At 66.2% G+C, this 26858-nt stretch carries 24 protein-coding genes; 17 read left to right on the plus strand and 7 right to left on the minus strand.

Annotated elements, in window-relative coordinates:
• Nucleotides 1–14 precede the first annotated feature (14 nt).
• Nucleotides 15–881 carry a dioxygenase family protein gene (locus ACTG4X_RS07785; protein WP_097199992.1) on the minus strand — a complete coding sequence of 289 codons (867 nt, stop codon included), beginning with the start codon at nucleotides 879–881 and terminating at the stop codon, nucleotides 15–17.
• Between the two features lie 152 nt (nucleotides 882–1033).
• Between ACTG4X_RS07785 and ACTG4X_RS07790 the strand changes: the two genes are divergently transcribed.
• From ACTG4X_RS07790 to ACTG4X_RS07800, 3 genes are all read left to right on the plus strand, one after another.
• Nucleotides 1034–2065, plus strand: a complete 1032-nt coding sequence (locus ACTG4X_RS07790; protein ID WP_440533547.1) for a LacI family DNA-binding transcriptional regulator — start codon at nucleotides 1034–1036, stop codon at nucleotides 2063–2065.
• Between the two features lie 139 nt (nucleotides 2066–2204).
• Nucleotides 2205–3947, plus strand: coding sequence for an ABC transporter permease (locus ACTG4X_RS07795; RefSeq protein WP_440533548.1), 1743 nt, complete (start codon nucleotides 2205–2207; stop codon nucleotides 3945–3947).
• A gap of 2 nt (nucleotides 3948–3949) precedes the next feature.
• On the plus strand, nucleotides 3950–5302 hold the full coding sequence (locus ACTG4X_RS07800) for an ABC transporter ATP-binding protein (RefSeq protein ID WP_440533549.1): 1353 nt from the start codon (nucleotides 3950–3952) through the stop codon (nucleotides 5300–5302).
• 21 nt (nucleotides 5303–5323) lie between these two features.
• Here ACTG4X_RS07800 and ACTG4X_RS07805 read toward each other — a convergent pair whose 3' ends face one another.
• From ACTG4X_RS07805 to ACTG4X_RS07820, 4 genes are read right to left on the minus strand one after another with little or no spacing between them, the layout of a single operon-like run.
• Entirely contained in the window at nucleotides 5324–5734 is a 411-nt protein-coding gene (locus tag ACTG4X_RS07805) for a DUF3830 family protein (protein WP_093048441.1), read from the minus strand.
• Nucleotides 5735–5765: 31 nt separating this feature from the next.
• A complete protein-coding gene (locus ACTG4X_RS07810; RefSeq protein ID WP_093075922.1) occupies nucleotides 5766–6548 on the minus strand; it encodes an amino acid ABC transporter ATP-binding protein in 783 nt (260 codons plus the stop codon).
• A gap of 9 nt (nucleotides 6549–6557) precedes the next feature.
• Nucleotides 6558–7451, minus strand: a complete 894-nt coding sequence (locus ACTG4X_RS07815) for a dihydrodipicolinate synthase family protein (protein ID WP_093048447.1) — start codon at nucleotides 7449–7451, stop codon at nucleotides 6558–6560.
• A 20-nt stretch (nucleotides 7452–7471) separates the two neighbouring features.
• Nucleotides 7472–8413, minus strand: a complete 942-nt coding sequence (locus ACTG4X_RS07820; RefSeq protein ID WP_440533550.1) for a dihydrodipicolinate synthase family protein — start codon at nucleotides 8411–8413, stop codon at nucleotides 7472–7474.
• Nucleotides 8414–8588: 175 nt separating this feature from the next.
• Between ACTG4X_RS07820 and ACTG4X_RS07825 the strand changes: the two genes are divergently transcribed.
• The 10 genes from ACTG4X_RS07825 to ACTG4X_RS07870 all read left to right on the plus strand — a co-directional run bounded on the left by ACTG4X_RS07825 (nucleotide 8589) and on the right by ACTG4X_RS07870 (nucleotide 17995).
• Complete coding sequence (locus tag ACTG4X_RS07825; protein ID WP_440533551.1) at nucleotides 8589–9599, plus strand: LacI family DNA-binding transcriptional regulator; 1011 nt, start codon at nucleotides 8589–8591, stop codon at nucleotides 9597–9599.
• A 17-nt stretch (nucleotides 9600–9616) separates the two neighbouring features.
• Nucleotides 9617–10021 carry a tautomerase family protein gene (locus ACTG4X_RS07830; protein ID WP_093075918.1) on the plus strand — a complete coding sequence of 135 codons (405 nt, stop codon included), beginning with the start codon at nucleotides 9617–9619 and terminating at the stop codon, nucleotides 10019–10021.
• 5 nt (nucleotides 10022–10026) lie between these two features.
• Nucleotides 10027–11169, plus strand: coding sequence for an acyl-CoA dehydrogenase family protein (locus tag ACTG4X_RS07835; RefSeq protein WP_093075916.1), 1143 nt, complete (start codon nucleotides 10027–10029; stop codon nucleotides 11167–11169).
• A 10-nt stretch (nucleotides 11170–11179) separates the two neighbouring features.
• The gene (locus tag ACTG4X_RS07840) at nucleotides 11180–12781 is read left to right on the plus strand and encodes an acyl CoA:acetate/3-ketoacid CoA transferase (protein ID WP_440533552.1); all 1602 of its coding nucleotides are present in this window, start codon (nucleotides 11180–11182) and stop codon (nucleotides 12779–12781) included.
• On the plus strand, nucleotides 12778–13239 hold the full coding sequence (locus ACTG4X_RS07845) for a MaoC family dehydratase (RefSeq protein WP_440533553.1): 462 nt from the start codon (nucleotides 12778–12780) through the stop codon (nucleotides 13237–13239). Before ACTG4X_RS07840 ends, ACTG4X_RS07845 begins: the two co-directional genes overlap by 4 nt.
• A 63-nt stretch (nucleotides 13240–13302) precedes the next feature.
• The gene (locus ACTG4X_RS07850; protein WP_440533554.1) at nucleotides 13303–14139 is read left to right on the plus strand and encodes an ABC transporter substrate-binding protein; all 837 of its coding nucleotides are present in this window, start codon (nucleotides 13303–13305) and stop codon (nucleotides 14137–14139) included.
• A 22-nt stretch (nucleotides 14140–14161) separates the two neighbouring features.
• Nucleotides 14162–14842 (plus strand): amino acid ABC transporter permease, encoded by a 681-nt coding sequence (locus ACTG4X_RS07855; RefSeq protein WP_093048470.1) that lies wholly within the window; start codon nucleotides 14162–14164, stop codon nucleotides 14840–14842.
• Between the two features lie 18 nt (nucleotides 14843–14860).
• Nucleotides 14861–16288 (plus strand): dihydropyrimidinase, encoded by a 1428-nt coding sequence (gene hydA / locus ACTG4X_RS07860; protein WP_440533555.1) that lies wholly within the window; start codon nucleotides 14861–14863, stop codon nucleotides 16286–16288.
• Between the two features lie 66 nt (nucleotides 16289–16354).
• Nucleotides 16355–17347 (plus strand): zinc-binding alcohol dehydrogenase family protein, encoded by a 993-nt coding sequence (locus tag ACTG4X_RS07865; protein ID WP_218840281.1) that lies wholly within the window; start codon nucleotides 16355–16357, stop codon nucleotides 17345–17347.
• A 117-nt stretch (nucleotides 17348–17464) separates the two neighbouring features.
• On the plus strand, nucleotides 17465–17995 hold the full coding sequence (locus tag ACTG4X_RS07870) for an RBBP9/YdeN family alpha/beta hydrolase (protein ID WP_097199980.1): 531 nt from the start codon (nucleotides 17465–17467) through the stop codon (nucleotides 17993–17995).
• A 12-nt stretch (nucleotides 17996–18007) separates the two neighbouring features.
• Here ACTG4X_RS07870 and ACTG4X_RS07875 read toward each other — a convergent pair whose 3' ends face one another.
• On the minus strand, nucleotides 18008–19609 hold the full coding sequence (locus ACTG4X_RS07875; protein WP_440533556.1) for a phospholipase D family protein: 1602 nt from the start codon (nucleotides 19607–19609) through the stop codon (nucleotides 18008–18010).
• Between the two features lie 182 nt (nucleotides 19610–19791).
• On the opposite strand from ACTG4X_RS07875, the gene ACTG4X_RS07880 reads away from it, so the two are divergent.
• The 4 genes from ACTG4X_RS07880 to ACTG4X_RS07895 all read left to right on the plus strand — a co-directional run bounded on the left by ACTG4X_RS07880 (nucleotide 19792) and on the right by ACTG4X_RS07895 (nucleotide 25487).
• A complete protein-coding gene (locus ACTG4X_RS07880; RefSeq protein ID WP_440533557.1) occupies nucleotides 19792–21867 on the plus strand; it encodes a TonB-dependent siderophore receptor in 2076 nt (691 codons plus the stop codon).
• A 30-nt stretch (nucleotides 21868–21897) separates the two neighbouring features.
• Nucleotides 21898–23088 carry a PepSY-associated TM helix domain-containing protein gene (locus tag ACTG4X_RS07885; protein ID WP_093048482.1) on the plus strand — a complete coding sequence of 397 codons (1191 nt, stop codon included), beginning with the start codon at nucleotides 21898–21900 and terminating at the stop codon, nucleotides 23086–23088.
• Entirely contained in the window at nucleotides 23085–23282 is a 198-nt protein-coding gene (locus ACTG4X_RS07890; RefSeq protein WP_093048485.1) for a hypothetical protein, read from the plus strand. The genes ACTG4X_RS07885 and ACTG4X_RS07890 overlap by 4 nt, the downstream gene beginning before the upstream one ends.
• 63 nt (nucleotides 23283–23345) lie before the next feature.
• Nucleotides 23346–25487: a TonB-dependent receptor domain-containing protein gene (locus tag ACTG4X_RS07895; protein ID WP_440533558.1), complete on the plus strand. Its 2142-nt coding sequence runs from the start codon at nucleotides 23346–23348 to the stop codon at nucleotides 25485–25487.
• 21 nt (nucleotides 25488–25508) lie between these two features.
• Here the strand turns inward: ACTG4X_RS07895 and metK are convergent, their stop codons facing one another.
• A complete protein-coding gene (gene metK, locus ACTG4X_RS07900; protein ID WP_093050301.1) occupies nucleotides 25509–26693 on the minus strand; it encodes a methionine adenosyltransferase in 1185 nt (394 codons plus the stop codon).
• Nucleotides 26694–26858: the final 165 nt, after the last annotated feature.

Raw genomic sequence — 26858 nt, forward strand, 5'->3', positions numbered from 1 at the left:
GAGGAGTTGAGGAATCAAGGAATCGGCGGCCGGGGGAACTTCATCTCGCCCGGCTCGAGCTGGAAGTCGTACTGCAGCGTGGCGGTCTTGCCGTCGGGCGCCAGCGCGAAGCGGCCGATCAGCCGGCGCGTGACACCGAAGGTCGGGTCGCTCTCCAGGTTCTCGTCGTCATCGGCGAACACCTGCGTGATCAGCACCTTGTGGCCCGGCTTGCTCACCATGAAGTGCAGGTGAGCGGGCCGGTTCGGATGGCGCTGTTGCGCGCGCAGCAGCACGCCGCAGGGGCCATCGGTAGGCACCGGGTAGCCGGCCGGCCGCACGCTGCGGAAGTGAAAGCGTCCCTCGGCATCAGTGCTGAAGCGGCCGCGCAGGTTCATGTCTTCCTGCTCGGGGTCCTGGTTTTCGTAGAGCCCGATGGGCGAGGCCTGCCACACGTCGACCGTGGCATCGGCCACAGGCTGGCCCTTTGCGTCGCGCACCGTGCCTGTCACCGCGAGCGGAATGCCCGGTGTGCCGGAGCGCGCGATGTTGTCGCCCGGTGCGCAGGCCGGCGAGTTCGCGCGCCAGAAGGGCCCAAGCAGCGCGGCCGGCGATTCGCCGTGCGGGTCCTGGTTGTTCTGCAGCGCCACCACGGTGGAGACGCCGAGGATGTCTGCCGCCAGCACCACTTCGTTCTTGGTTTCGCCGGTGGCCTGGCCGATGGCGACGATGAATTCGAGCGCTTGCTCGAACTCCTCCTCGGTCAGCTTCACCTCCTGGACGAAGGCATGCAGGTGGCGGGTGAGCGCATCCATCACGGTGCGCAGCCGTGGGTCGGGCGTTCGCTTCATGGCGTCGAGCGCGAAGCCCAGCACCGAGTCGGGGGAGGTGGCGATGTTCATGGTGGGTCTCGTGCAATCTGCGTGATTCATGCAATCGTTTGCACGATATTACGCCAGATCGTCGAAAAGTAAAATGACCACATTCCGCAGGTCATGAATAGGAAAAGCCCCCCCAAGCACCGGACACGCACGACAATCGTTTGCACAAATCCATGAGCACCAGCCCGACTTCCTCCCCCGTGACCATCCGCGATGTCGCCCGTGCCGCCGGCGTGCATGTGTCGACCGTCTCGCGCGCGCTCAGCCCCGAGAAGCGTTCGTTGATCAGCGACGAGGTGCTGCGCGTGGTGGAAGAAGCGGCGCAGCGCCTGGGCTACCGGCCCAACCGCGCGGCCTCCGCGCTGCGCACCGGGCGCACCCACACCATCGGCGTGCTGGTGCCCGACATCACGAACGCGGTGTTCCCGCCGATCCTCCAGGGCATCGAAGCCAGCGCGGCGGCGCGTGGCTACTTCGTCTTCGTCACCAATGTGGTCGACCCCGCGCTGGCGCGGCCGGTGCTCGAACGCATGCTGGCGCAGCGCGTCGACGGCGTGATCCTGGCCACCGCCACGCGCGACGACCCGCTGGTCGACTTCGTCGTCAAGGCCGGCCTGACCACGGTGCTGGTCAACCGCGCCGACGAAACCGGCCGCCTGCCGGCCGTGGTCAGCGACGACCGGCTCGCGATGAAGCTCGCGGTCGACCACCTCGTCGGTCTGGGCCACAAGCGCATCGCGCATCTCGCGGGGCCGCAGAACATTCCCACCGGCGTGGGCCGCTCGTTGGGCGTGGAGCAGGCCTTGCGCGACCACCGCATGAAGCCGTTCCGCGTGGTCGAGTGCGCGAGCTACAGCCGCGAGGCGGGTGCGACCGCAATGAAGCAGATGCTCGCAGCCGGTGCCGTGCCTCAGGCGGTGGTGTGCTGCAACGACCTCGTCGCGCTGGGCGCCTTCGACGCGCTGCGCGAGGCGGGACTGCGCGTGCCGCAGGACATTTCGATCACCGGCCACAACGACATGCCGCTGGTGGACATGGTCGATCCGCCGCTCACCACCATCCGCCTGCCGCACCGCGAACTCGGCTGGCGCTCGGCCGAGATGCTGTTCGCGGAGATCGACGGGGCGGCGATGTCGGCGTCGACCGTGGTGCTGCGGCCGGAGCTGGTGGTGCGCAAGTCGACGCGCGCGCCGGCCGCGCGCTGATCAGGGAGTCGCGTCCAGGAATTTGCGCCTTTTTTGCGCGCTGCGCGATAGGCTTCCCGCTCATGATCCGATTCCCGTTTGATCGTCCAGGCACGAGAATGGCCGGCAACCCTTTCATTGACAAGAGTTACCGCCCTGCATGAAAAGCACCGCCCCGCAGCTCACCGTCACTGAAGAACGCCGCGCATTCGGCTGGGTCGATGCCCTGGTCATGCTGGCCTTGCTGGGTTTGTTCTGGAGCGCATTGCACTTCGGCAAGGGCATGCTGGTGCATTTCGATCCGACCGCGGTGCCGCAGGTCGACAACTCGCCGAGCCTGATTCCGTACTACGCGGGCCGCACGCTGATGCGCATGTGGATCGCCTTCGGCTTCTCGCTGTTCTTCGCCATTTTCGTGGGCTACCTTGCGGCAAAGAACCGGACTGCGCGCGCCTTCATCCTGCCGGCGCTCGACGTGCTGCAGTCGGTGCCGGTGCTGGGGTTCCTGTCGGCAACGGTGACGGGTTTCATGGCGCTGTTCCCCGGCAGCCTGCTCGGCGTGGAGTGCGCGGCGATCTTCGCCATCTTCACCGGGCAGGTGTGGAACATGGCCTTCGGTTTTTATCACTCGATGGTCACCGTTCCCACCGACATGCAGGAGGCCGCGTCGACCTACGGCCTGACCCGCTGGCAGCGCTTCAGGACGGTCGAGTTGCCGGCATCGGCGCACAGCCTGATCTGGAATTCGATGATGTCCTTCGGCGGCGGCTGGTTCTTCGTCGCGCAGAGCGAAGCCATCAGCGTGATGAACAAGGACATCAAGCTGCCGGGCCTGGGCTCGTACATGGTGCAGGCGATCTCGAACGGCGACAAAACGGCCGCGCTGTGGGCGGTGGTGGCCATGATCGTGTTGATCCTGGCCAGCGACCAGCTGGTCTGGCGCCCTCTGCTGGCGTGGGCGGACAAGTTCAAGATCGAGCTGACGGGGTCGACGACCCCGGCGACCTCGTGGGTCTACAACCTGCTGCGCGGCGCCTACCTGTTCACCTGGATCAGCGAGCGCCTCTGGCGCCCGCTGCTGGACAGGGTGTTCCAGGCGCGGGCTCCGATGGCGCGAATGCCGGTGAGGCTGAAGGCGTCATGGAAGAAGCTGCTCTGGCGGGTGGTGGGCATCGTGCTTTCCATCTGGATCGGCATCGAGCTTCTCAGGGCCGTGGCGGCGGCCACTGCCGCGCTGCACGGTGCGCTGTCCTTGGCCGACTTTGGCCACATCGTCTGGCTTGGCTTTCTTACGGCCCTGCGCGTCGCCGCCATGACAGTCCTGGCCACGCTGATCTGGACGCCGGTCGGCGTGTGGATCGGGTTCCAGCCGCGCGTTGCGCGATTCGCCCAGCCGCTGGCGCAGATCGGTGCGTCGTTTCCCGTGAACATGACGTTCCCGATCGTCGTCGGCTTCTTCGTGGCCAGCCACATCAGCCTCAACTGGGGCAGCATCCTGCTCATTGCCATGGGCACGCAGTGGTACATCCTGTTCAACGTGATCGCCGGCGCCATGGCGATTCCGAACGACCTGAAGGAAGCCGGGCGCGTCTACGGCCTGCGCCGCTGGAGCCTGTGGCGCACCCTGATCCTCCCGGCGATCTTCCCGTTCTGGGTGACGGGCGCCTGCACGGCCGCCGGAGGCGCATGGAACGCCAGCATCGTGGCCGAGCTCGCCACATGGGGCGGCACGAGCCTGCAGGCGGATGGTCTTGGCGCGTACATCGCCAACGTCACCAAGACGGGCGATACGCCATTGATCATCGCGAGCATCGGCGTGATGTCGATCTTCGTCGTGCTGATGAACAAGCTCATCTGGCGCCGGTTGTATGCCTTTGCCGAGCGCCGATTCAGATTGGACTGAACATGAACACTCCCACGCCCTCATTGAAGGAGCCGCCCGTGCCGGTGGCCGAGCTCCGTGCCGTCACCAAGACGTTCATGACTGCAGGACACCATGAACTCAAGGTGCTCGACAACATCGACCTGGCCGTCAGCGAAGGCGAGTTCCTTGCGCTGCTGGGACAGTCCGGCTCGGGCAAGTCGACGATCCTGCGTTGCCTCACGGGCCTGATCGTGCCGACCTCGGGCCGGGCGCTGGCCAACGGCAAGCCGCTCAACGGCGTGAACCCCGATGCCTCGGTAGTCTTCCAGACTTTCGCGCTCTACCCGTGGCTCACCGTCGAGCAGAACGTGGCGGTGGGCCTGATGGCCAGAAAGATCGGCCGCGCCGAGCGCGACGCGGCCGTCGACAGGGCGATCGAGCTCATCGGCCTGGGCAACTACCACTCGGCCTTTCCGCGCGAGCTGTCGGGCGGCATGAGGCAGCGGGTGGGCATTGCGCGTGCGCTGGTTTCGCAGCCCAAGCTGCTGTGCCTGGACGAGGCCTTCAGTGCGCTGGATGTATTGACCGCAGAGAACCTGCGGCAGGAGCTGATCAGCCTGTGGCGCGACCCGGGCGGCGACCTCAGCTCGGTCTTCATGGTCACGCACAACATCGAAGAGGCGGTGGAAATGGCCACGCGCATCGTGGTCGTGTTTCCGCGCCCGGGGCGCATCGGCCTCGTGCTGGAGAACAAGCTGCCCTATCCACGCGACAGCAAGGACCCCGAATTCCAGCGCCTGGTCAGCGTGATCCACGAGTGCATCACCACGATGACGCTGCCCGACCTGCCGCCGGAGACGCCCGTGAAGGGGGAGCCCATCTCACGTGCGCGCACCCGGATGGAATCGATTCCGCTGGTGCCGGTGGGGCAGATCCTGGGCCTGATGAGCATCCTCAGCGACTCGCCGGACCTGTCCAACATCTACGACATTTCCGACGAGATCGGCAAGGAGTTCGGCGAGACGATCGCCATTCTCAAGGCGGCCGAGATCCTCGAGTTGATCGATACGCCGCGGCAGGAGGTGCGCTTCACCGAGCTCGGCCGGAAGTTCGTTGCTGCCGACCGGCTCGGAAAGCGCGCAATCTTCGAGGAGCAGGTCTTCAAGCTGCGGCTGTTCCACATCATCATCGCCCTGCTCAAGGAATACGAAGAAGTCGAGGCCGAGCGCGTCATCAAGGACATCGGCAGCGCCTTGCCGTACGACAACCCGGAGAAGATCTTCGAGACGATGATCGCCTGGGGTCGCTACGCGGGCCTGATGGACTACAACGCCAAGACCGGCATGGTGTTCGTGCCGGAAGACGGGGATGCGGTCGAAGACGCGCACATCTGACGACCGCTGCGGCTGCTCAAGTCAAAGCAGCTCGAACGCGATGTCCTGCGCGCCTTCCCACAGCACCTTCCTGCCGAGCGCGCGCAGCTGCTCCTTGCCTTCCACGATCGTCAGGAAGTGGTTGCCCGCAAGCGGCCCCATCTTGCTGGCGAAGCTGCAGCTGCCGTAGGCCAGGATGATTTCGGTCTCGCTGTAGCCACCGGGGTAGAACAGGATGTCGCCGACCGAAGGATGGCTGGTGTGGTTCTCGAAGCCGACGCCCAGTTCGAAGTCGCCCAGCGGAATCCAGCAGCCCTCGCCGCTCCAGCGCACGTGGATGATCTTCTGCCTGTAGGGCAGCAGCCTGGTGAACGCCTCCACGGTCTTGGGTGCTTCGGGATTCGTTTCCGCGATGAAGCGCAAGCCCGCCGCTTCGATGCCAATTCTTGCCATGAGTGATTGAAGGAAAGTAAGTAAGGGTTGATCAGTGCAGCAGCTGGCTCAGGAAGAGCCGGGTGCGTTCGTGTTTCGGGTTGCTGAAGAACTCCTTCGGCTCTGCCTGCTCGACGATGGTGCCCTGGTCCATGAAGATCACGCGGTTGGCAACCTGGCGCGCGAAGTTCATCTCGTGCGTGACCGACAGCATGGTCATGCCGTCGTCGGCGAGCGAGACCATGGTGTCCAGCACCTCCTTGACCATTTCGGGGTCGAGCGCCGAGGTCGGTTCGTCGAACAGCATGACCTTGGGGCCCATGCACAGAGCACGCGCAATGGCCACGCGCTGCTGCTGGCCGCCTGAAAGCTGCGACGGGTATTTGTTGGCCTGCTCCGGAATGCGCACGCGCTCCAGGTACGACATGGCCACTTCCTTCGCTTCCTTTGGCGTGTACTTCTTGCTCCACACCGGCGCGAGCGTGCAGTTCTCGAGGATGGTGAGATGCGGGAACAGGTTGAAGTGCTGGAACACCATGCCGACGTCGCGCCGCACCGCGTCGATGCGACGCATGTCAGCGGTGAGCTCGGCGCGGTTCACCACGATCTGCCCCTGCTGATGCTCTTCGAGCCGGTTGATGCAGCGCAGCAGCGTCGACTTGCCCGAGCCCGAAGGCCCGCAGATCACGATGCGTTCGCCGCGCTGCACTTCGAGGTCGATGTCGCGCAGCACCTGGAAGTCGCCGTACCACTTCTGCACGCCGACCATGCGGATGACGAGTTCGGCCCGGTTGTCTGTGGTCGACGCGGGCGTGTCCGGTTGCAAGGCGCTCATGGGAATACCTCAGGCGGTGGTGGTTCGGATCTTCAGGCCGAGTTCGTCGACCAGGCGCTTCGCCGCGGCGATGCCCTCGGCGCCCATAGGCAGACGCGGCGGGCGCGGCGCGCCGACCGGCAGGCCCATGGCCGCGAGCAGGGCCTTGGTGCCCGCCACGTACGACTGGCCGGCGACGAAGTCGATCATCGGAAAGTGCTTGAACGCCAGCTCGCGCGCCTCGGCCAGCTGGCCGGCCATGACGAGGTCGTACAGGCGCGCCATTTCGCCCGGAGCACCGTTGGACGGCACTGCGGCCCAGCCCACTGCGCCCTCGACATACGACTCGAAGCCCATGATGCCGCCGAACACCGCCATGCGGCCGTCCGACAGCCGCATGATGTCGCGCACGCGGGTCACTTCCAGCGTCGATTCCTTGATGTAGCGGCAGTTGTCGATCTGCGAGAGCCGCGCCACCAGCGGCGGCTTCAGGTCGACGTTGGCAACGGCCGGGTTGTTGTAGACCATGATCGGAATGCCGATGGCGTCGGAGATGGTCTTGTAGTGCAGGAACAGTTCGTCGTCGGTGGGGGTGCAGTAGAAGGGCGGCAGCACCATCACGCCGTCGGCGCCCTGCGCCTCGGCGCGGCGGCTCAGGCGCACGGCGGCGCGCGTGTCTTCGGCAGTGGTGCCGATCAGCACCGGCACGCGGCCGGCGGCGCGGTCGATCACTGTCTTGGCGACGAGCTCGATCTCGTCGTCGGACATCGACATGAATTCACCCGTCGAGCCGAGCGGGATCAGGCCGTGGATGCCGGATTCGATCTGCCAGTCGACGTAGCGCTCGAGCGTGGGCACGTCGACCGCGCCGTCGGCGTCGAAGGGCGTGACCATGATGGTGTAGGTGCCGCGGAAATCAGCCATGGGACAGGTTGTTCAGTAGGTCAATGGGTGGAGGAAGGCAGCAGCAGGCCCGAGGCCACCAGTGCCGCGCGGATGCGCGCCGTGTCGTCGGCCGGCACGGGCAGCAGCGGCGGGCGTGGGTCCGGATGGGGCAGCCGGCCGAGAAGATGCAGCGCAGTCTTCATGCGGTTGTGGGCGTCGAGGTATGGCGCGCGATAGAAGGCCCGGCACAGCGGCACCAGCCGATCGTTGACTGCGCGTGCGGCAGCCAGGTCGCCGCGTGTGACGGCTTCGTGCAGCGCCACCAGCAGCGGGGCGGCCACGCTGCCCAGGCCCGAAAGAATGCCATCGGCGCCATAGGTCAGGGAAGCGAACAGCCAGCTGTTGCTGCTGCTCAGCAGCGTGACCGGGCGCGGCAGCGCGCGCAGGGCCCGGAGGTTGTCTTCGTAGAGCTCGGGAATGTCGCTGCCTTCCTTCACTGCCACGATGGCAGGCACGTCCAGGCAAAGCTGCGCCAACGTCTCGGTGGAGAACGCGAGGCCCGAGGCGCGCGACAGCTGGAACAGCACGATGGGCAGGCTGCTCGCACCGGCCACCTCGCTCACGAAGCGACGGGCCATGTCGGGCCGCGCGCCCGCGCCCTGCGCGAACACCGCGGGCGGAAACAGCAACAGGGCCGAGGCTCCGGCCTGCGCCGCGTCTTGCGCCAGCGCGCAGGCGTAGCGGGTGTCGTCGGCCACCACGCCGGCCACCACGGGCACGCTGCCGGCCGCAGCCACCGCAACGCTCACCACCTGGGCGCGCTCCGCGCGATCGAGCGAAGTCGCCTCGCCCGCATGCCCGTTGACCACCACCGCGCGCACGCCGGGCGTGCCGGCCACGTCGCGCACATGGGCGGCCAGCGCGTCGTCGTCGACGCGGCCGTCCGGGGTGAAGGGGGTGAGCGTGGCGGGCCAGATGCCGCCGACTCCGGAAATGTGCATGGCCATCCTGGGTTGGGTCGCTGAAGCCGGCAGTATGCAAGAAAATTGGAAACGATTGCAATAATCCCGACCAGACCGCATGGGTTGCAGTTTTCTTCTTGACTACAGTCCTTATGAAAACCTACGATAAAAATATGCAAACGTTTACAAGAAACTGCTCTCATGAGGCCAAGCCATGGCGGTAACGCTGCGCGACGTGGCCCGTGCCGCCGACGTTTCCATTGCCACGGCCTCCCGTGCGCTGGCCGGCTCCAGCCTCACCAACCATGCGACGCAGCGGCACGTGATCCAGGTCGCCGCCGCCCTCGGCTACCGCACCAACACCTTCGCCCGGGCGCTGAAAACCAAGCGCTCGCGGCTCATCGGCCTCACCGTGCACAACCTGGAGAACGCCTCGTTCCAGGTGCTCGCCTCGGTGGTGCAGACGCGCATGCAGGCGCTCGGCTACCAGGTCATCCTGAGCATCAGCGCCGACGACCCCGAGCAGGAACGCGACATCTTCAAGACCCTGGTCGACCACAGCGTCGACGGCCTGATCGCCGTGCCCAACGGTGCCAACGGCGCCCAACTGCTGGCCATGGAGCACGCCGACATCCCGGTGATCTGCGCGGTGCGCCGCGTCGAGGGCGCCACGCTCGAATCGGTGCTCGCGGGCGACCTCGACGGCGCCTATGCCGGCACCAAGCACCTGCTCGACCTCGGTCACCGGCGCATCGGCCTGATCGTGGGCATGAGCGACACCACCTCCGGCAAGGAACGTCTCGCGGGCTACAAGCGGGCCATGCAGGAAGCGGGCCTGCCCATCGATCCGGCGCTGATCCAGGCCGGCCGCTATGCGCCCGAAACAGGCGTGGTGGCCGCCAACGCGCTGCTGTCGATGCCCACGCCGCCCTCGGCCCTGTTCGTGGCCAACCACGAGTCATCGCTCGGCGTGCTGCGCGTGGTGTCGGAGCGCGGGCTGCTGATTCCCGACGACCTCTCGCTGCTCTTCTACGAAGACTCGCCGTGGTTCGAGTGGCAGCGCCCCGCCATCAGCGTGGTGGACAGCGGCGCCTTTGAGATGGCCAACCTCGCGGTCGACCGGCTGGTGCAGCGCCTCTCCGGCGTGGCCAACAGCGGGCGCGAATACCGCGTCGGCTCGCGGCTGATACAGCGCGCCTCCTGCCGCGCTGTCGCGCCGAACTGAAACAACCTCTCACCGACATGCCCTATCTCGAAATCCTGGCGCCGAGCGCCCCCGAAACCCGCAAGCGCACCGCCAGCCGCGCGCTGACCGACGGCGTCGTCACGTCGTTCGGCGTCGAGCCCTCGACCGTGACCCTGTACTTCATGCCCATCGCGCCCCACGACTATGCCCACGAGGGCCAGTTGGGCCACGACGGCGGGGGAGAGGGCACGCGCGTGTTCGTCAAGGTGCACGCCTACCGCCGCACGCCGGCCCAGCGTCGCGCCTTGGCCGCCGCCATCACGCCCGCGCTGGCTACCTGCTTCGCCACCGGCAGCCACAACGTGGCCGTCTATTTCCTCGACCGCGAACAGGACGAAGTCGCGCACGACGGCCACCTGGCCAGCGACGAAGCCGAGCAGCAACCCGATCACACCGCCTGAAGACCATGACCCATTTCCTCACCGAAGACCAGATCTCGCTGCGCGACACCGCGCGCCGTTTCGCCGAGGGCGAAGTGCTGCCGCGTGCCGCGGCCATCGACCGTGAAGACAAGTTCGACCGGGTGCTGTACCGCGGCATGGCCGAGCTCGGACTGTTCGGAGTGAGCCTGCCCGAAGTGGCCGGCGGCTCGGGCTTTGACACCGTCAGCACCTGCCTCGTGATGGAAGAGCTGGCGCGCTGCTCGGGCGCCATCGGCAACGCGTTCGCGATTCCCGTCGAGGCGGCGCTGTTCCTGCACCACCACGGCAACGAGAGCCAGAAGGCGCTGATCCCCGGCATCCTCGACGGCTCCGTCGTCATGGCCACCGCCATGTCGGAGCCCGACTTCGGCTCGGACGTGGCCAGCATCACCACCACCGCGCGCGCCGTGGAAGACGGCTGGGTACTCAACGGCACCAAGGCCTGGGTCACGCTCGGCGGCGTGGCCGATCGCATCATGGTGTTCGCGCGCACCGGCAAGGAGGCCGGCCACAAGTCGATCAGCTGCTTCATGGTCGATGCGCACCAGGCCGGCGTGAGCCGCGGCAAGAACGAGGAACTGCTCGGCATGCACGGCCTGGAAGACTGCCAGATCGTGCTGCAGGACGTGCACGTGCCCAGGACGGCGCTGATCGGCGCCGAGAACCAGGCTTTCAAGACGGCCATGGGCAACTTCAACTTCAGCCGCCTGCTGATGTCGTCCATGGCGCTCGGCATGGCGCAGGCCGCGATGGAAGACGCCGTGGCCTACGCCACCACGCGCAAGCAGTTCGGCGAGCCGATCATGAACTTCCAGGCCATCCAGTTCATGGTGGCCGACATGGCGACCGATATCGCCGCGGCGCGCCTGCTGATTCACCACGGCGCTCGGCTGCAGGACGCCGGCCACTCCATCGCCAAGGAAGGCGCGCAGGCCAAGCTCTTCACCACCGACATGGCGATGCGCCACGTGTCGAACGCGCTGCAGATCCACGGTGGCAACGGCTACTCGCGCGACTACCGCATCGAGCGCATCTTCCGCGACGTGCGCCTGGCGCAGATCTACGAAGGCACCAACCAGATCCAGCGCCTGATCATCTCGCGCCAGGTCGTGAAAGAACTGGCTTGAGGACGCAGCCATGATCGACTGCATCACCCCCGACGCCGCCGCCGCGCTGCTGCGCGATGGCGACATGGTGCTGGCCGGCGGCAACGGCGGCTCGGGCGTGCCCGAAGCCGTGTTCGAAGCCATCGAGCGGCGCTTCACCGCCGGCGACGGCCCGCACGACCTCACGCTGTTCCACGTTACCGGCGTGGGCGCACTCACCGAAAAGGGGATGTGCCACTTCGCGCACCCGGGCCTGGTGCGCCGCGTGATCGGCGGCAACTTCGGCATGCAGCTGCCGTTCATGAAGATGATCCTCGCTCAGGACGTGGAGGCCTACAACTTCCCGCAGGGTGTCATGACGCACCTGTGCCGCGCGATGGCGGGCCGCCAGCCCGGCGTGCTCACGCACGTGGGCCTCGAAACCTACATGGACCCGCGCCAGGACGGCGGCCGCATGAATGCCCGCACCACCGAGGCGCTGGTCGAGCTGGTGCACGTGGCCGACCGCGACTGGCTGTTCTACCGCGCACCCGGCGTGCCGAACGTGGCGCTCATCCGCGGCACCTCGGCCGACGAAGACGGCTACGTGAGCATGGAGCACGAAGCCACCGCGCGCGAAGACCTCTCGATGGCGCAGGCCGTGCACAACGCCGGCGGCATCGTCATCTGCCAGGTCAAGCGCATCGTCAAGCGCGGCACGCTGCATCCGCACATGGTGAAGATCCCGGGCTTCCTGATCGATCACTTCGTGGTCGAGCCCGAGCAGATGCAGACCTACACCACGCGCTACGACCCGGCGCGCTGCGGCGAGATCGTGGTGCCGGCCTCGAGCATCGCGCCAGACCCGCTCGACGTGCGCCGCGTGGTGGCAAGGCGCGCGGCCTTCGAGCTGCGCCCGCGCGACGTGGTGAACCTCGGCGTGGGCATCTCCGCGATGATTCCCAACGTGGCCTCGGAAGAGGGCATTGCCGACCTCATCACGCTCACGGTCGAGTCGGGCGTGGTCGGCGGCGTGCCCGGTCATGCGCGCGAGTTCGGCACTTCGGTCAACCCGCGCGCGATCCTCGACCAGTCGTACCAGTTCGACTTCTACGACGGTGGCGGCCTGAGCTGCGCGTTTCTTTCGTTCGCGCAGGTCGACCCGCAAGGCAACGTCAACGTCACGCGTTTCGGCAAGCGCTACGACGGCGCGGGCGGCTTCATCAACATCACGCAGAACACGCAGCGGCTGGTGTTCAACGGTTCGCTCACTGGGGGCGACTTCGACATCGGCGTGGCCGACGGCGAACTCAAGATCCGGCGTGACGGGGCATTCAAGAAGTTCGTGCCGGCGGTCGATCAGATCAGCTTCTCGGGGCGGCTCGCGCGAGAGCGAGGCCAGCAAGTGAGCTTCGTGACCGACCGCGCCGTGTTCGAACTCGAAGCCGACGGGCTCGTGCTCACCGAGGTTGCGCCAGGCGTGCGACTGAAGGAAGACGTGCTCGAGAAGATCGGCTTCGAGGTGCGCGTCAGCGAGCAACTGCGCACCATGGACGCACGCATCTTCCGCAACGGCCCCATGGGCGTGCACGACGAGTTCATTGCGAAGGCACCACGCCACGCTGGCAACGCGGCGCAAGGAGAGCGGGCATGAGTGATGTGTATTTCGAAGACGTGGTGATCGGCGCAGAACTGCGCAGCGAAAGCCACGTCGTGAGTGCCGAGGACATCGGCCGCTTCTGCGATCTCACACACGACCACCATCCATTGCATACCGATGCGGACTACGCGCAGTCGCGCGGCTTTCCGGGCGTCATTGCGCACGGGCTGTTCGGTCTCTCGCTGATGGAGGGGCTGAAGACCGCATTGAAGATTTACGAGAACAGTTCCATCGCTTCGCTCGGATGGGATCAGGTCCGGTTCTTGCGACCTGTTGTTGCAGGGGATGCGGTGCACGTGGTGTTCCGCTTCACCGACAAACGTCTTTCGTCGCGCGGTGGCCGCGGCGTGGTGACCGAGAGCCTGCAGCTCGTCAACCAGCGCGCGGAGCCCGTGATCGAAGCCGTGCACGTGGCGCTGGTTGCATGTCGAAAAGCGACCCAGACGGCCTGACTTCGATTGCCCGAGTTCTTCTCTTTCTTTCCTCCCTGTCTTCAACGAAAGCATCTCATGCACATGATCAAACTATCCCTGGGTTTCATCGTCGGCCTCGTGCTGAGCGGCTCGGTCCTTGCCCAGACCTGTACGCCCAAGGTCTCTGCCGAACACCTGACCGCGCCCGGCAAGCTCCAGATGTCCACCAACCCGACACTGCCGCCGCAGCAGTTCGTCGACAGCAAGGGCGAGTTGCAGGGGCTCAACATCGAACTCGGCCGCGCTGTCGCAAAGCAACTGTGCCTTGAGCCCGTCTTCATGCGCATGGACATGCCGCCGATGGTGCCCGCGCTGCAGGCCGGCCGCTTCGACGTGATCAACACCGGCCTGTTCTGGACCGAGGAGCGCTCCAAGCTCATGTTCCAGGTGCCGTACGGCCAGCAATCGATGAGCATCTACACCGTGCCGAACAGCAAGCTGGCGCTGAACAAGTTCGAAGACCTCTCGGGGCACGTCGTGGGTATCGAGACCGGTACGTATGCCGAGCGCAAGTCGCGCGAATCGAATGCGGCCATGGTCGCCAAGGGCATGGCGCCTATCGACTTCCGCACCTTTGCAACGGCTTCCGAAACCACGGCCGCGCTGCGTGCCGGCCAGCTGGAAGCGGGCATCAACATCGACGAGACGGCCATTGCCTTCGAGGAGCGCGGCATCGTCAAGATCCGCGCGAGCGGCCTCTACGGCACCGACATCACGCTGTCGTTCCGCGACCGCGCGGTTGCCGAAGCCGTGGCGCAGGCCCTGACCGACCTGAAGGCCGATGGCACCTACGACAAGCTGTTCGACAAGTTCCGCATGACGCGCCTGAAGGACACCACGAAGTTCGCGATCCGCGGCCCCGGCCCGTCGCCGAAGTAAGCAGGTTGAAGAGGGTCCGGCCGTGTTCAATTTCGATGCCTTCCTGTCCTACTTCGTCAACCCGTTCCTCCTCGGGGGCGTGGGCATCACGATCGGACTGACCATCGCGACCATCGTGATCGGCCTGGCCCTGGCGCTGCCACTGGCGCTGGGCAGCATGTCTTCGCATCGATTGTTGTCGGCGCCGGCGCGCTTCTACATCTGGGTGTTTCGCGGCACGCCGCTGCTGGTGCAGATCGTCATCATCTACACCGGGCTGCCGCAGCTGGGCCTTCGCTTCGACGTGTTGACCTCCGCGGTGCTGGCGCTGAGCCTGAACGAAGCGGCGTACCTGTCGGAGACCATTCGCGGCGGCTTCTCCGCCATCGCGAAGGGGCAGATCGAAGCGGCCAAGGCGTTGAGCCTTTCGCGCTTCGCGACCTTGCGGCTGGTGACCCTGCCGCAGGTTTTGCGGGTGATCATTCCGCCACTGGGCAATTCGGTGAACGGGCTGCTCAAGGCAACCTCGCTGGCGTCGGTGATCTCGATGGAAGAGCTGATGCGCCGCGCCCAGGTGCTCATGCAGGAAAAATTCGAAGTGCTCGAACTCTATTGCGTTGCGGCCTGCTTCTACCTGGTGCTGACCACGCTCTGGGACCGTGTTCAGGTGCGGCTGGAGCGCCACTACGGCAGGGGCTATGCGGCTGCGCGTGGCGCGGCCTGAACCGGATTCATCTGAACCATGTCCACTTCAACCTCCGACTTCGACCTTGTCGTGCGCAATGCGCGCGTCGTCACCGCTTCAGACACCTTCGATTGCGATATCGGCATCAGCGAAGGGCGCATCGTGCAGCTTGGAGCGAAGCTCGGCCCCGCCGCGCGCGAGATCGATGCGGCGGGCCGCACCGTGACGCCGGGCGGCGTGGATGCCCACTGCCATCTCGACCAGCCGATGCCACCGCCCACGCGCAACGCCGACGACTTCGACACCGGCACGCGTTCGGCGGCTTGCGGAGGCACGACGACCGTGATTCCGTTTGCCGCGCAGCAGAAGGGCCAGTCACTGCGCGCTGCGGTCGAGGACTATCGTGACCGCGCCGCCGGCAAGGCCCACGTCGACTACGCCTTCCACCTGATCGTGAGCGACCCGACGCCCACGGTGCTGAAGGAAGAGTTGCCGGCGCTGATCAAGGAAGGCTTCACGTCCTTCAAGATCTACATGACCTACGACGACATGAAGCTCAACGATGGCCAGATCCTCGACGTGCTGGCGGTGGCGCGTGAACACGGCGCAATGGCGATGCTGCATGCCGAGAACTCCGACTGCATCGAGTGGCTGACCAAGCGGCTCGAGGCCGCAGGCCGCACCGCGCCGCGCTTTCACGCGCATGCGCGGCCGATGCTGGTGGAACGCGAGGCGACGCACCGCGCCATCGCGCTGGCCGAACTGGTCGATGTGCCGATCCTGATCGTGCACGTGTCGGGCCGCGAAGCCGTCGAGCAGATTCGCTGGGCGCGTGCGCATGGCCTGAACGTGTTCGCCGAGACCTGCCCGCAGTACCTGTTCCTCACCGCTGAAGACCTGGGCATCGACGACAGCTACAAGGGCGCGAAGTGCGTGTGCAGCCCACCGCCGCGCGACAAGGCCAACCAGCAGGTGATCTGGGACGGACTCAACGACGGGCTCTTCACCGTGTTCTCGTCTGACCATGCACCGTTCAAGTACGACGCACCGGAAGGCAAGAAGCCCGGTGGCGAAGAGGTCGCGTTCCGCCACATTCCCAACGGTATTCCGGGCATCGAGACACGCATGCCGCTGCTGTGGTCCGAAGGCGTGCTCTCGGGCCGGATGACGGCCAACCGTTTTGTCGAACTCACGGCCACGGGCCCGGCCAAGGCCTACGGTCTGCATCCGCGCAAGGGAACGATCGCAGTGGGTTCCGATGCAGACATCGTGATCTGGGACGAACGCGACTTCGTGCTGAAGAACGAGCAGCTTCACCATGAGGTCGACTACACGCCGTATGAAGGCATGCCGCTCAAAGCCTGGCCGGGCGTGACGCTGAGCCGCGGCGAGGTGGTGTGGGACGGCAGCAGCTTTCATTCGCACCAGGGGCGCGGCGAACTGCTGGCCTGCGGCGTGCCGACGTTGATGCCCAGGCGTCGTTGAGATCAAACCAATAAGATGCGCCACTGCAACGCGGTGGCGCCCTCGATGCCATCGCAGGAGAAGACGATGAGCGAATCCGCGAACAAGACCATGCGAGCCATCGTGCTGGATGCGCCCGGGCCGCCCGAAGCGCTGCACTATCGCGAGCTGCCCATACCGACGCCGCTCAAGGGGCAGGTGCTCATCAAGGTCCGCGCGTTCGGGCTCAATCGATCAGAGCTTCATACGCGGTTGGGGCTGGCGGAAGGCGTGACATTTCCCCGGGTGCTCGGCATCGAAGCCTGCGGGCAGGTCGCCGAATGCCCCGGAGGCGAGTTCGCGGTCGACCAGCAAGTGGTTGCGGTGATGGGGAACATGGGACGCACCTACGACGGCGGCTATGCCGAGTACACCTGCGTGCCGGCAAGCCAGGTGATTCCGTTCAAGAGTACTCTGCCCTGGGGCACGCTCGGCGCCGTCCCCGAGATGCTGCAGACGGCCTATGGCTCGCTGGTCAACGCGCTCGATGCGCAACCTGGCCAATCGATCCTGGTGCGGGGCGGGACTTCGTCGGTTGGCCTGGCGGCTGCCATTCTGGCCAGGCAGCGCGGCCTCGTGGTCTTCTCGACAACGCGCAACGCTGCAAAGCGGGATGTGCTCACGGCTGCCGGGGTCGACCACGTGATCGTCGATGACGGCGATGCGGCTTCGCAGGTCCGGAAGATCCTGCCGGGCGGCGTGGATCTCGCACTGGAGTTGGTCGGCACGCCTGCGCTGCCCGACACCTTGCGGGCGGTTCGGCCCAGAGGCGTCGTCTGCTTCACCGGAATGCTGTCGAACGAGTGGCTGGTCAAGGACTTCTATCCGATCGGCTACCTCAAGAACCTCGTGCGGCTTTGCGCGTACTCCGGCGATGCCTCCGACCTGCCTGCCTCGGTGCTTCAGGACTTTCTCGACGGCGTGAGCGCGGGCAAGCTGAGCGTGCCCATCGACCATGTGTACGGCTTCGACGAGATCGTCGAAGCTCACACGAAGATGGAGAGCAACAGTGCGGCCGGCAAGCTGGTGGTGGTCGTGTAGCAGACCGCATTGCCGATGACTTGAAGGTTTTCGGCTGCGCCTTCGAATGCCTTGCTCTTCCGCTCGGGCGGTCGTGCTTCATAGACTGAAGCGCATCGCTCAACGGGAGAACCGCGAATGAAAAATCCAGTCTTTGTCGTGCCTGGGCACGGCAATTCAGGACCTGCGCATTGGCAGAGCATCTGGCAGTCGACTCGACCGGAATGGCTCCGGTTGCAGGTCGATGACTGGGATCGGGCGGTTTGCGACGACTGGGTCTCGGCGCTGGAGCAGCAGGCTGGCGGGTTGGGCCGCGATCTCGTGGTCGTGGCGCACAGCCTGGGCTGCCTGGCCGTGGTGCATTGGGCGATGCGGTGCACGCCCCGGATTCGAGGCGCATTGCTCGTCGCAGTCCCCGACCCTCAGGCGGCTGCCTATCCGGCGGAAACGTCGCTGGGGTTCGAGCCGCTGCCGTCCGCCCGACTGCCGTTTCCGAGCATCGTGGTCGCCAGCAATGACGATCCGTATGGCAGCACGGCTTACGCGAGCGAGCGCGCACGCGCCTGGGGCAGTGAGTTAGTCGAGGTGGGGGCGCTTTGGCACATCAACGCTGCCAGCGGCCTCGGCGACTGGCCCGAGGGCTATCGCCTGTTGCAGCGCTTGCTCTGAACCGGGCGCTGCCTACAGCTGGTCCGTGGGCACGAACCACGAGAACAGCAGCAGCTGCAGCCGTGTCAGCATGCTCGAGTCCGGCTCGCTGTCGAGCACCTCGTTGTCGACGTCGCCGGTGCCGACCCATTGCACGTTCTGGCCATCGGGCTTGAGCGTGACGCGGTAGACGCCCTCGATGTCGTCGAGCTGGTAGGCGAAGAGCAGTGCCTGTGTCAGGTCGAAGCTGCGCACGCGCACGCCGAACTCGGTGTTCAGTCGGGCGGAACGCGGGTCGAGGTTCATCGAGCCGAGCAGCACCCACTGCCGGTCGACCAGTGCCAGCTTGGCGTGCAGGCGGCCGCGCGCCTTCTTGAGCAGGTCGCGGAACTGGCCGCTGCGCCGCAGCTGCTGGGTGCTGACCTCGTACAGGTTCACGCCCAGCTTGAGCATGTCGACGCGGTAGCGGTTGTAGTTGATGTTGACCAGTGGCTCGTCGCTGTCGGCCAGCGAGTTGGTGATGACGGTGATGTTCACGCCGTGGTCGCGGCCCATGCGGATGCGTTCCATGCCCTCGTCGCCGGGAATGAAGTAGGGCGAGATCACCACCACGTTCGACTGGGCCGTGGCCAGCATTTCGTGAAAGCGCTGCGCCAGCGACTCCGTGGGATGAGCCATGACGCCCAGCGCCTTGTTGGGGCTGTCGGCGGAGGCATGGGCCTCGGCGCGCATCCACTTGGCCTCGTCGATGTTGGCAAGCTGGGCGGCCAGTGGCGGGTCGCCGAGCAGGTCGGTGGCGGCCAGCGGGTCGGGCGGCGGTGCATGGGCGGGAGAGGTCGCCTCTTCGAAGTCCGCTTTGAGTTGCTGCGGCGTGCGGCTGGTGCTGGCCACCCGCTGCAGGGGGTAGACCACGTCGCTGTTCCAGTAGGTGTCGAAGATGGCGGCGGACTCGGGGACCACCGGGCCGGCCAGCAGCACCTCGAAATCGATGAAGTTCGCGCTCTCGCTGCGCAGGAAGTATTCGTCGGCCAGGTTGCGGCCGCCCGCGATGGCCATGGCGCCGTCGGCCACGAACAGCTTGTTGTGCATGCGGTGATTGAGCCGCCTGAAGTCGGAGAAGAACTCCAGCCAGCGCCCCGACGAATGGTCGCGCGCGTTCACGAAGGGGTTGAACAGCCGGATCTCGGCATTGGGCTCGGCGGCCAGGCCGAGCAGCAGGCGGTCCATGCCGGCTGTGTAGAAGTCGTCGAGCAGCAGCCGCACGCGCACGCCGCGCCGGGCGGCATTGCGCATTTCGCGCAGCAGCAGGCGACCGGTCTTGTCGTTGCCGAGCTGGTAGGTCTGGATGTCGAGCGATGACTTGGCGCGCCGCATCAGCTCCAGCCGTGCATCGAGCGCGAAGGAGGCTTCGATCAGCGGCCGCATGCTGGTCAGGCCGTCGGGCGGGGAGTTGAGGCTGACGGCCGCGCGGCCGAGCTCGGTGGTGGGCGAGGCCGCAATGGCCAGCGTCGGCGGTTCGGGCGTGCGCGGCGGGAGGCCGGCGCAGCCGGTCAGCGCAATGGCAGTCGCAAGGACCATCAGCCGCAAAGCCGGACCGCGCAGCGCGGGAAACAGAAAGGCAATGAGCTTGAGCATGAGGGCTGCCAACGCACGGGAAGCGTGCGGGCGGCATGGTAGCCGGTTCACCCCTAACCCGAAGACGCAATTTCGCAACGCAACGCCCTTCACTCAGGGCGGTGATTGGAGGAAGCGGAAATTTGTCACGACTAAAATGCGAATCGTTCGTATTAATCAAAATTTCGAGGAGTGGAGCGGGAATGAAGAGGTTGGTGCTGATGGGGTGCCTGGCGATTTCCACACAGCACCAGGTGCTGGCCCAGACGACGAATGCGGGCTCGTTGCCCGAAGTGCGGGTCGACGCGAATGCCGAAGCCGAGACGGCGACCACGCCGGTGATCGGCTACCGCGCGAAAAATGCGGTCACCGCCACCAAGACCGACACGCCGCTGTCGGAAACGCCCCAGTCCGTGACCGTGATCACGCGCGACCAGATGGTCGACCAGGGCGCGATCAACGTGCAGGACGCGCTCAACTACGCGGCCGGCGTGCGCTCCGACGCCTACGGCCTCGATTCGCGAACCGACTCCGTGCGGGTGCGAGGCTCCACCCCCGACGTCTACCTCGACGGGCTGCGCCAGGCCTACGGCTACTACACCAGCACCACCCGCACCGAGCCCTACACGCTGGAGCGGCTCGAAGTGCTGCGCGGCCCCTCGGGCATGCTGTTCGGTGCCGGCACGGCCGCCGGCGTGGTCAACATGGTCAGCAAGCGGCCGCTGCAGGAGGCCCAGCGCGAAGTGGGCGTGCAGTTCGGCAGCTTCGGCCGCAAGCAGATCCAGGCCGACCTCACCGGCCCGCTGAACGCTGACGGCTCCCTGTCGTACCGCCTGATCGCGCTGCAGCGCAAGTCCGACACGCAGGTCGACTACGTGCCCGACGACCGCAGCGTGATCGCGCCTTCGCTGACCTGGCGGCCCAACGCCATGACCTCGCTGACGCTGCAAGGCCTCTGGCAGAAGGACAAGAGCGGCAGCAGCTCGCAGTTTCTGCCCTGGGAGGGCACCTTGCTGCCGAACCCGAACGGACGTCTTCCAAGCAGCCGCTTCATCGGCGAGCCGGGCGACTACTACGACAGCGAGCGCAAGACCTTCGGCTGGCAGTTCGAGCACAAGTTCAACGACAGCTGGACGCTGCGCCAGAACTTCCGCTACGCGCGCAACGAAAACGACAACCGCTACCACTACGGCGGCGCGTTCGTGGGGGCCGAAAGCTGGGATGCCACCGACCCGATCTTCAAGCGCGTGCTGGGCCGCTACTACGACAGCTCGCTCACGCGCAACCGCACGCAGACGCTCGACAACCACGTCGAGGGCCACTTCCAGACCGGCGCCCTGAAGCACACGCTGCTCGTGGGTGCGGACTTCGCACGCCAGCGCGAGAACGTCTGGGTCGGAACGACTTTCGACACCATCGACGTCTATGCGCCGGTCTACGGCCATCTCGACGAGCCCGTGCGCGACGCGCGGCCACGCACCCGCCAGCGCCAGACGGGCGTCTATCTGCAGGACCAGATCAAGCTCGACAACTGGATCCTGGTGGCGGGCCTTCGGCACGACAGGGCCGTGTCCAGCGCTGCGGGCAGCAACGACGAGAAGAGCAGCGCCACCACCAAGCGCCTCGGCCTGATGCACGCCTCGCCCTCCGGCTGGTCGCCGTACCTGAGCTACAGCGAGTCGTTCACGCCGCAGGCTGCGCGCGAAGGCCGCATCTTCAGTCCGCTGCGCGGCGAGCAATGGGAAGTGGGCGTGAAATACGAGCCCAAGGACCGCGCCCTGGCCTTCAGCGCTGCGGTGTACGACCTGCGCGAGAAGAACCAGATCAGCGAGCCGCAGCCCAAGGTGTTCACGCAGCTCGGCGAAACCAAGACCCGCGGCGTGGAGCTGGAGGCCAAGGGATCGATCGGCCCGAACCTCGACCTCATTGCCCACTACAACTACACCGACGCCGACGCGCTGATCGAGGGCCTGCCAAAGCACCAGGCGAGCGTCTGGGCCAAGTACAAATTCTCGGTCGGCGGCGTGAGCGGCTTCTCGGCCGGCGCCGGGCTGCGCATGATGAGCTCGTTCCGCGACATGCAGTCGGGCGTGGGTCCGCGCATACCGGGCGTTGCGCTGGCCGATCTCGTGTTCGCCTACGAGACCGCCGCCTGGCGCTATGCGCTCAACATCAACAACGTGACGGACAAGGTCTACTTCAGCACCTGCCTGTCGCGTGGTGACTGCTGGTATGGCTCGCGCCGCAACATCGTCGCCAGCGCCACCTACCGTTTCTAGAATCCCTTTCTCCATCAGAGCCACCACGACATGAACAGCCGAAAGATCAAGACCTGGGCCTGGGTGCACAAGTGGAGCAGCCTCGTGTGCACGGTGTTCATGCTGCTGCTGTGCATCACGGGGCTGCCGCTGATCTTCCACCACGAGATCGGCCACCTGCTCGGCACCGAGGTCGAGGCGCCGAAGATGCCGGCGGGCACGCCGCACATCAGCCTCGATCGCGTGCTCGACATCGCGAAGGCGAAGCACCCCGACCGCGTGGTGCAGTTCGCCTCGCAGCCCGAGGACGACGACGGCCTGTGGTTCGTCACGCTCACGCCCACGCCGGAAGCCACGGACGACTTCAAGTCGGTCGCGGTCGATGCGCGCACGGGCGAGGTGCTCGCGCAGCCCAAGTTCGACGAAGGCTTCATGTACGTGATGTTCAAGCTGCACGTCGACCTCTTTGCCGGGCTGCCGGGCAAGCTGTTCCTCGGCTTCATGGGCCTGCTGCTGCTGGTGGCCGTCGTCTCGGGCGTGGTGCTGTATTCGCCCTTCATGCGCAAGCTCGACTTCGGCACGGTGCGGCGCGAGAAGCGGCCACGCCTGAAGTGGCTCGACCTGCACAACCTGCTGGGCATCGTCACGCTGGTGTGGGTGTTCGTGGTGGGCGCCACCGGCATGATCAACACGTGGGCCGACCTGCTCATCAAGTACTGGCAATACGACCAGCTCAGCGCACTTCTCACTCCTTACAAGAACGAGCCCATCGTGGCGGTGAACGAACGCGGCTCGGTGCAGCGCTCGATGGACGCCGCGATGCAGAAGGCGCCCGGCACGAAGCTGTCGTTCATCGCGTTCCCGGGCACGTCGTTCTCGAGCCCGCATCACACCACCTTTTTCCTGCGCGGCAACGAGCCCTTCACTTCGAAGCTCTTCCAGCCGGTGCTGGTCGACGCCAAGACGGCGCAGGTGACCGCGTCGCCGAAGCTGCCCTGGTACCTCTGGGCGCTGCTGGTGTCGCAGCCGCTGCACTTCGGCGACTACGGCGGCATGCCGATGCAGATCATCTGGGCGCTGCTCGACATAGCGACCATCATCGTGCTGGGCAGCGGGCTGTATCTCTGGCTCAAGCGGGGCAACCCCGTGCCTGCGTCCAGCAAGAAGACGGCTGCGCATGAGCAGCATGCGCCTGCCACCCCGCAGGGCGAGCCGGCTCCGGCGATGAAGGTTCAGGCATGAAGCCGCATCAACACCATCAAAGCTTCTGGCGCATGTGGGGCTGGCCGATCGTGCTCGGCCTGCTGACCACCTTCGGGCTGATCTCGGCACTCTTCAGCGATGGCGGGCTGGGGGACATCCTGGCCTGGATCGCACTGGGCATTCCGTGCGTGGTGGGCGCCTGGTATGGCTGGCGCAAAGCGCCGGAGCGCTAGTTTTCCCTGAGAGTCGCGCCACCGCGACACGCGTAGCTGGTGCGCCGAAGCAGAATCGGCGCGATGAAACCTGCGCCCGTTGCCGCCGCCGCCTGCCTTCTCTTGCTGGGTGTTCCGCTGGCCGCGCAGGCCCAGCAGGAGCCATCGGCCGATCCTGACACCAGCGGCGCGCGTCTGCGCGAGATCACTGTCTCCACGCCACGCGGCGAAGTCGCGCCTTTCAACGTGCCAGGCTCGGTAGACCGTGTCGATGGCGATGAGATGCGCGACAGCCGCCTGCAGGTCAATCTTTCGGAAAGCCTCGGAGCGGTGCCGGGGCTGCAGGTGCAGAACCGGCTGAACTACGCGCAGGACCTGCAGCTGTCGATCCGTGGCTTCGGCGCGCGCTCGACCTTCGGCGTGCGTGGCGTGCGGCTGTATGTCGATGGCATTCCCGCGACCTTGCCCGATGGCCAGGGGCAGACTTCGAACATCGACATCGGCTCGCTGGACCGGGTCGAAGTGCTGCGCGGGCCGTTCTCGGCGCTGTATGGCAACTCGTCGGGTGGCGTGGTGCAGGCATTCACCGCTTCGGGCGAGGGCGCGCCGCGGTTGGCGTACTCGCTCGCGGGTGGCAGCTTCGGCACCTGGCGGCAGTCGCTGCAACTGAGCGGATCGCAGGGGGCGGTGGACTATCTGCTCGACGCGAGCCGCTTCCACACCGACGGCTGGCGCGAGCACAGCGCGGCGCGGCGCGACATCGCCAACGGCAAGCTCGGCATCGCGCTGGACAACGGCGACAAGCTGACGCTGATCTTCAACAGCGTGCGCATCGACGCGCAGGATCCGCTGGGCCTCACGGCCGACCAGTACGCCCTGGCACCGCGCAACGCCCCGCTGGCCACGCAGTACGACACCCGCAAGACGGTGGAGCAGACGCAGGCCGGTCTGCTCTACGAGCACCGCATCAACGCGCAGCAGGGGCTGCGCCTCATGGTCTATGGCGGCGAGCGCAAGACCACGCAGTTCCAGTCGATCCCGCCATCTGCGCAGCAGAGCCCGCTGCACGCGGGCGGCGTGATCGACCTGTCGCGGCAGTACGGCGGCGTGGACCTGCGCTGGAGCGCCGCGCTTACGCTGGCCGACCGGCCACTCGACGTGGTGGCGGGCCTTGCCTATGACAGCCTGCGCGAAAAGCGGCGTGGCTATGAGAACTACCTCGGGCCGGTTTCAGCGCCGGTGCTCGGCGTGCAGGGGCGGCTCAGGCGCAACGAGCTCAACGAAGCCTGGAACCTCGATCCTTACGCGCAAGCCACCTGGCGCTTTACCGACCGCTGGACGCTCGAAGCCGGCGTGCGCCGCAGCAGCGTGCATTTCAGTTCGCAGGACCGCTACATCGTCGGCGCGAACCGCGACGACAGCGGCAGTGCGCGCTACAGCAAGACCTTGCCCGTGGCTTCGCTGCGCTACCAGGCGACTCCGGACCTGGCGCTGTACGGCTCCATCGGGCGCGGCTTCGAGACGCCGACGCTGAACGAGCTTTCTTATCGGGCGAACGGCGCGAGCGGGCTCAACTTCGCGCTGCGGCCGTCGGTGAACGACAGCATCGAGGTCGGGGCCAAGGCGCGGCTTGCGGGCGGCCTGCTGACGGCGGCGCTGTTCCAGACCCGCACGCGCGACGAGATCGTCACGGACACCAACGTCGGCGGCCGCGCGACCTTCCAGAACGCGGGCCGCACCAGGCGCAACGGCTTCGAGCTGGGTTGGCAGCACGAGACTGCGAATCACTGGCGCACGCAGCTGGCCTACACATGGCTGGATGCGACGTATCGCGATGTCTTCTGTTCACCGTCTCCGTGCGCGGCTGCGAACACCGTGGCCGCGGGCAATCGCATTCCGGGCATTGCACGGCAGTCGCTGTTTGCATCGCTGGGGTGGGTGCCGCCCGAGGGCTGGCGTGCCGGTGTCGAGATGCGTGCGCTGGGCCGAATGCAGGCCAACGACGTCAACACCGCGAGCGCGCCGGGCTATGCCGTCGCGGCGATGTATGCGGGCTATCTGAAGAAATGGGAGCGTTGGGAGTTCAACGCCTTCGCGCGTGTCGACAACCTGTTCGACCGGCGCTACGTGGGCTCGGTCATCGTCAACGAGGGCAATGCGCGCTATTACGAGCCTGCGCCGGGCCGTAACTGGACGGTGGGTTTGAGCGGCGCTTACCGCTTCTGACCCACCGCCGTTTCTTGCTTCTTACTTGAGGCCGGCAGCTGCGCGCAGTGCGGGCGCCTGCGTCGTCGCTTCCCAGGTGAACTCGGGCTCTTCACGGCCGAAGTGGCCGTAGGCGGCGGTCTTCTGGTAGATCGGGCGCAGCAGGTCGAGCATCTGGATGATGCCCTTCGGACGCAGGTCGAAGTGCTCGCGCACGAGTTCGGCGATCTTGTCGTCGGGGATCACGCCGGTGCCTTCGGTGTAGACCGTGATGTTCATCGGCTGGGCCACGCCGATGGCGTACGCCACCTGGATCTGGCACTGGCGCGCCAGGCCGGCGGCCACGATGTTCTTGGCCACGTAGCGCGCGGCATAGGCAGCCGAGCGGTCGACCTTCGACGGGTCCTTGCCGGAGAACGCACCGCCGCCGTGCGGGCAGGCGCCGCCGTAGGTGTCGACGATGATCTTGCGGCCGGTGAGGCCGCAGTCGCCCTGCGGGCCGCCGATGACGAAGCGGCCGGTCGGGTTGATCAGGTAGCGCGTGTCCTTGAGCCACTCCTTGGGCAGCACCGGCTTGATGATCTCCTCGATGATGGCTTCGTTGAACGAGGCCTTCATCTTGGTCGAGGTTTCGCTCTGGTCGGGGCTGTGCTGGGTGGAGAGCACCACGGTGTCGATGCTGTGCGGCTTGCCGTCCACGTAGCGCATCGTGACCTGGCTCTTGGCGTCGGGGCGCAGGAAGGGCAGGCGGCCGTCCTTGCGCAGCTGGGCCTGGCGCTCGACGAGGCGGTGCGCGTAGTAGATGGGCGCGGGCATCAGCTCGGGCGTTTCGTCGCAGGCGTAGCCGAACATCAGGCCCTGGTCGCCGGCGCCGGTGTTCAGGTGGTCGTCGCTGGCATGGTCCACGCCCTGGGCGATGTCGTTGGACTGCTTGTCGTAGCAGACCATCACGGCGCAACCCTTGTAGTCGATGCCGTACTCGGTGTTGTCGTAGCCGATGCGCTTGATGGTGTCGCGCGCCACCTGGATGTAGTCGACGTGCGCGTTGGTCGTGATTTCGCCAGCTAGCACGACCAGGCCGGTGTTGGTCAGCGTCTCGGCGGCCACGCGGCTGCGGGGGTCCTGCTCGAAGATCGCGTCCAGGATGGCATCCGAGATCTGGTCGGCTACCTTGTCGGGGTGGCCTTCGGAAACCGATTCGGAAGTGAAGAGGAAATCGTTCGCCATTTGTTCAAACTCCTTGAAGTGGTTGGCGCGTTGCCAACTCTGCGGAGCCATGGCGAACGCTTTAGCAGATGCCGATGAATCGGCGGGGGCACAATCGCTTCGCGCTTGTGTTTGTCGCCCTGCAAGTTGTTCCGTAACTCGGCGACAATTTGCATTCTATTCGAG

It is taken from the genome of Variovorax sp. YR566, assembly GCF_051992195.1.
In the GTDB taxonomy this organism is placed as follows: domain Bacteria; phylum Pseudomonadota; class Gammaproteobacteria; order Burkholderiales; family Burkholderiaceae_C; genus Variovorax.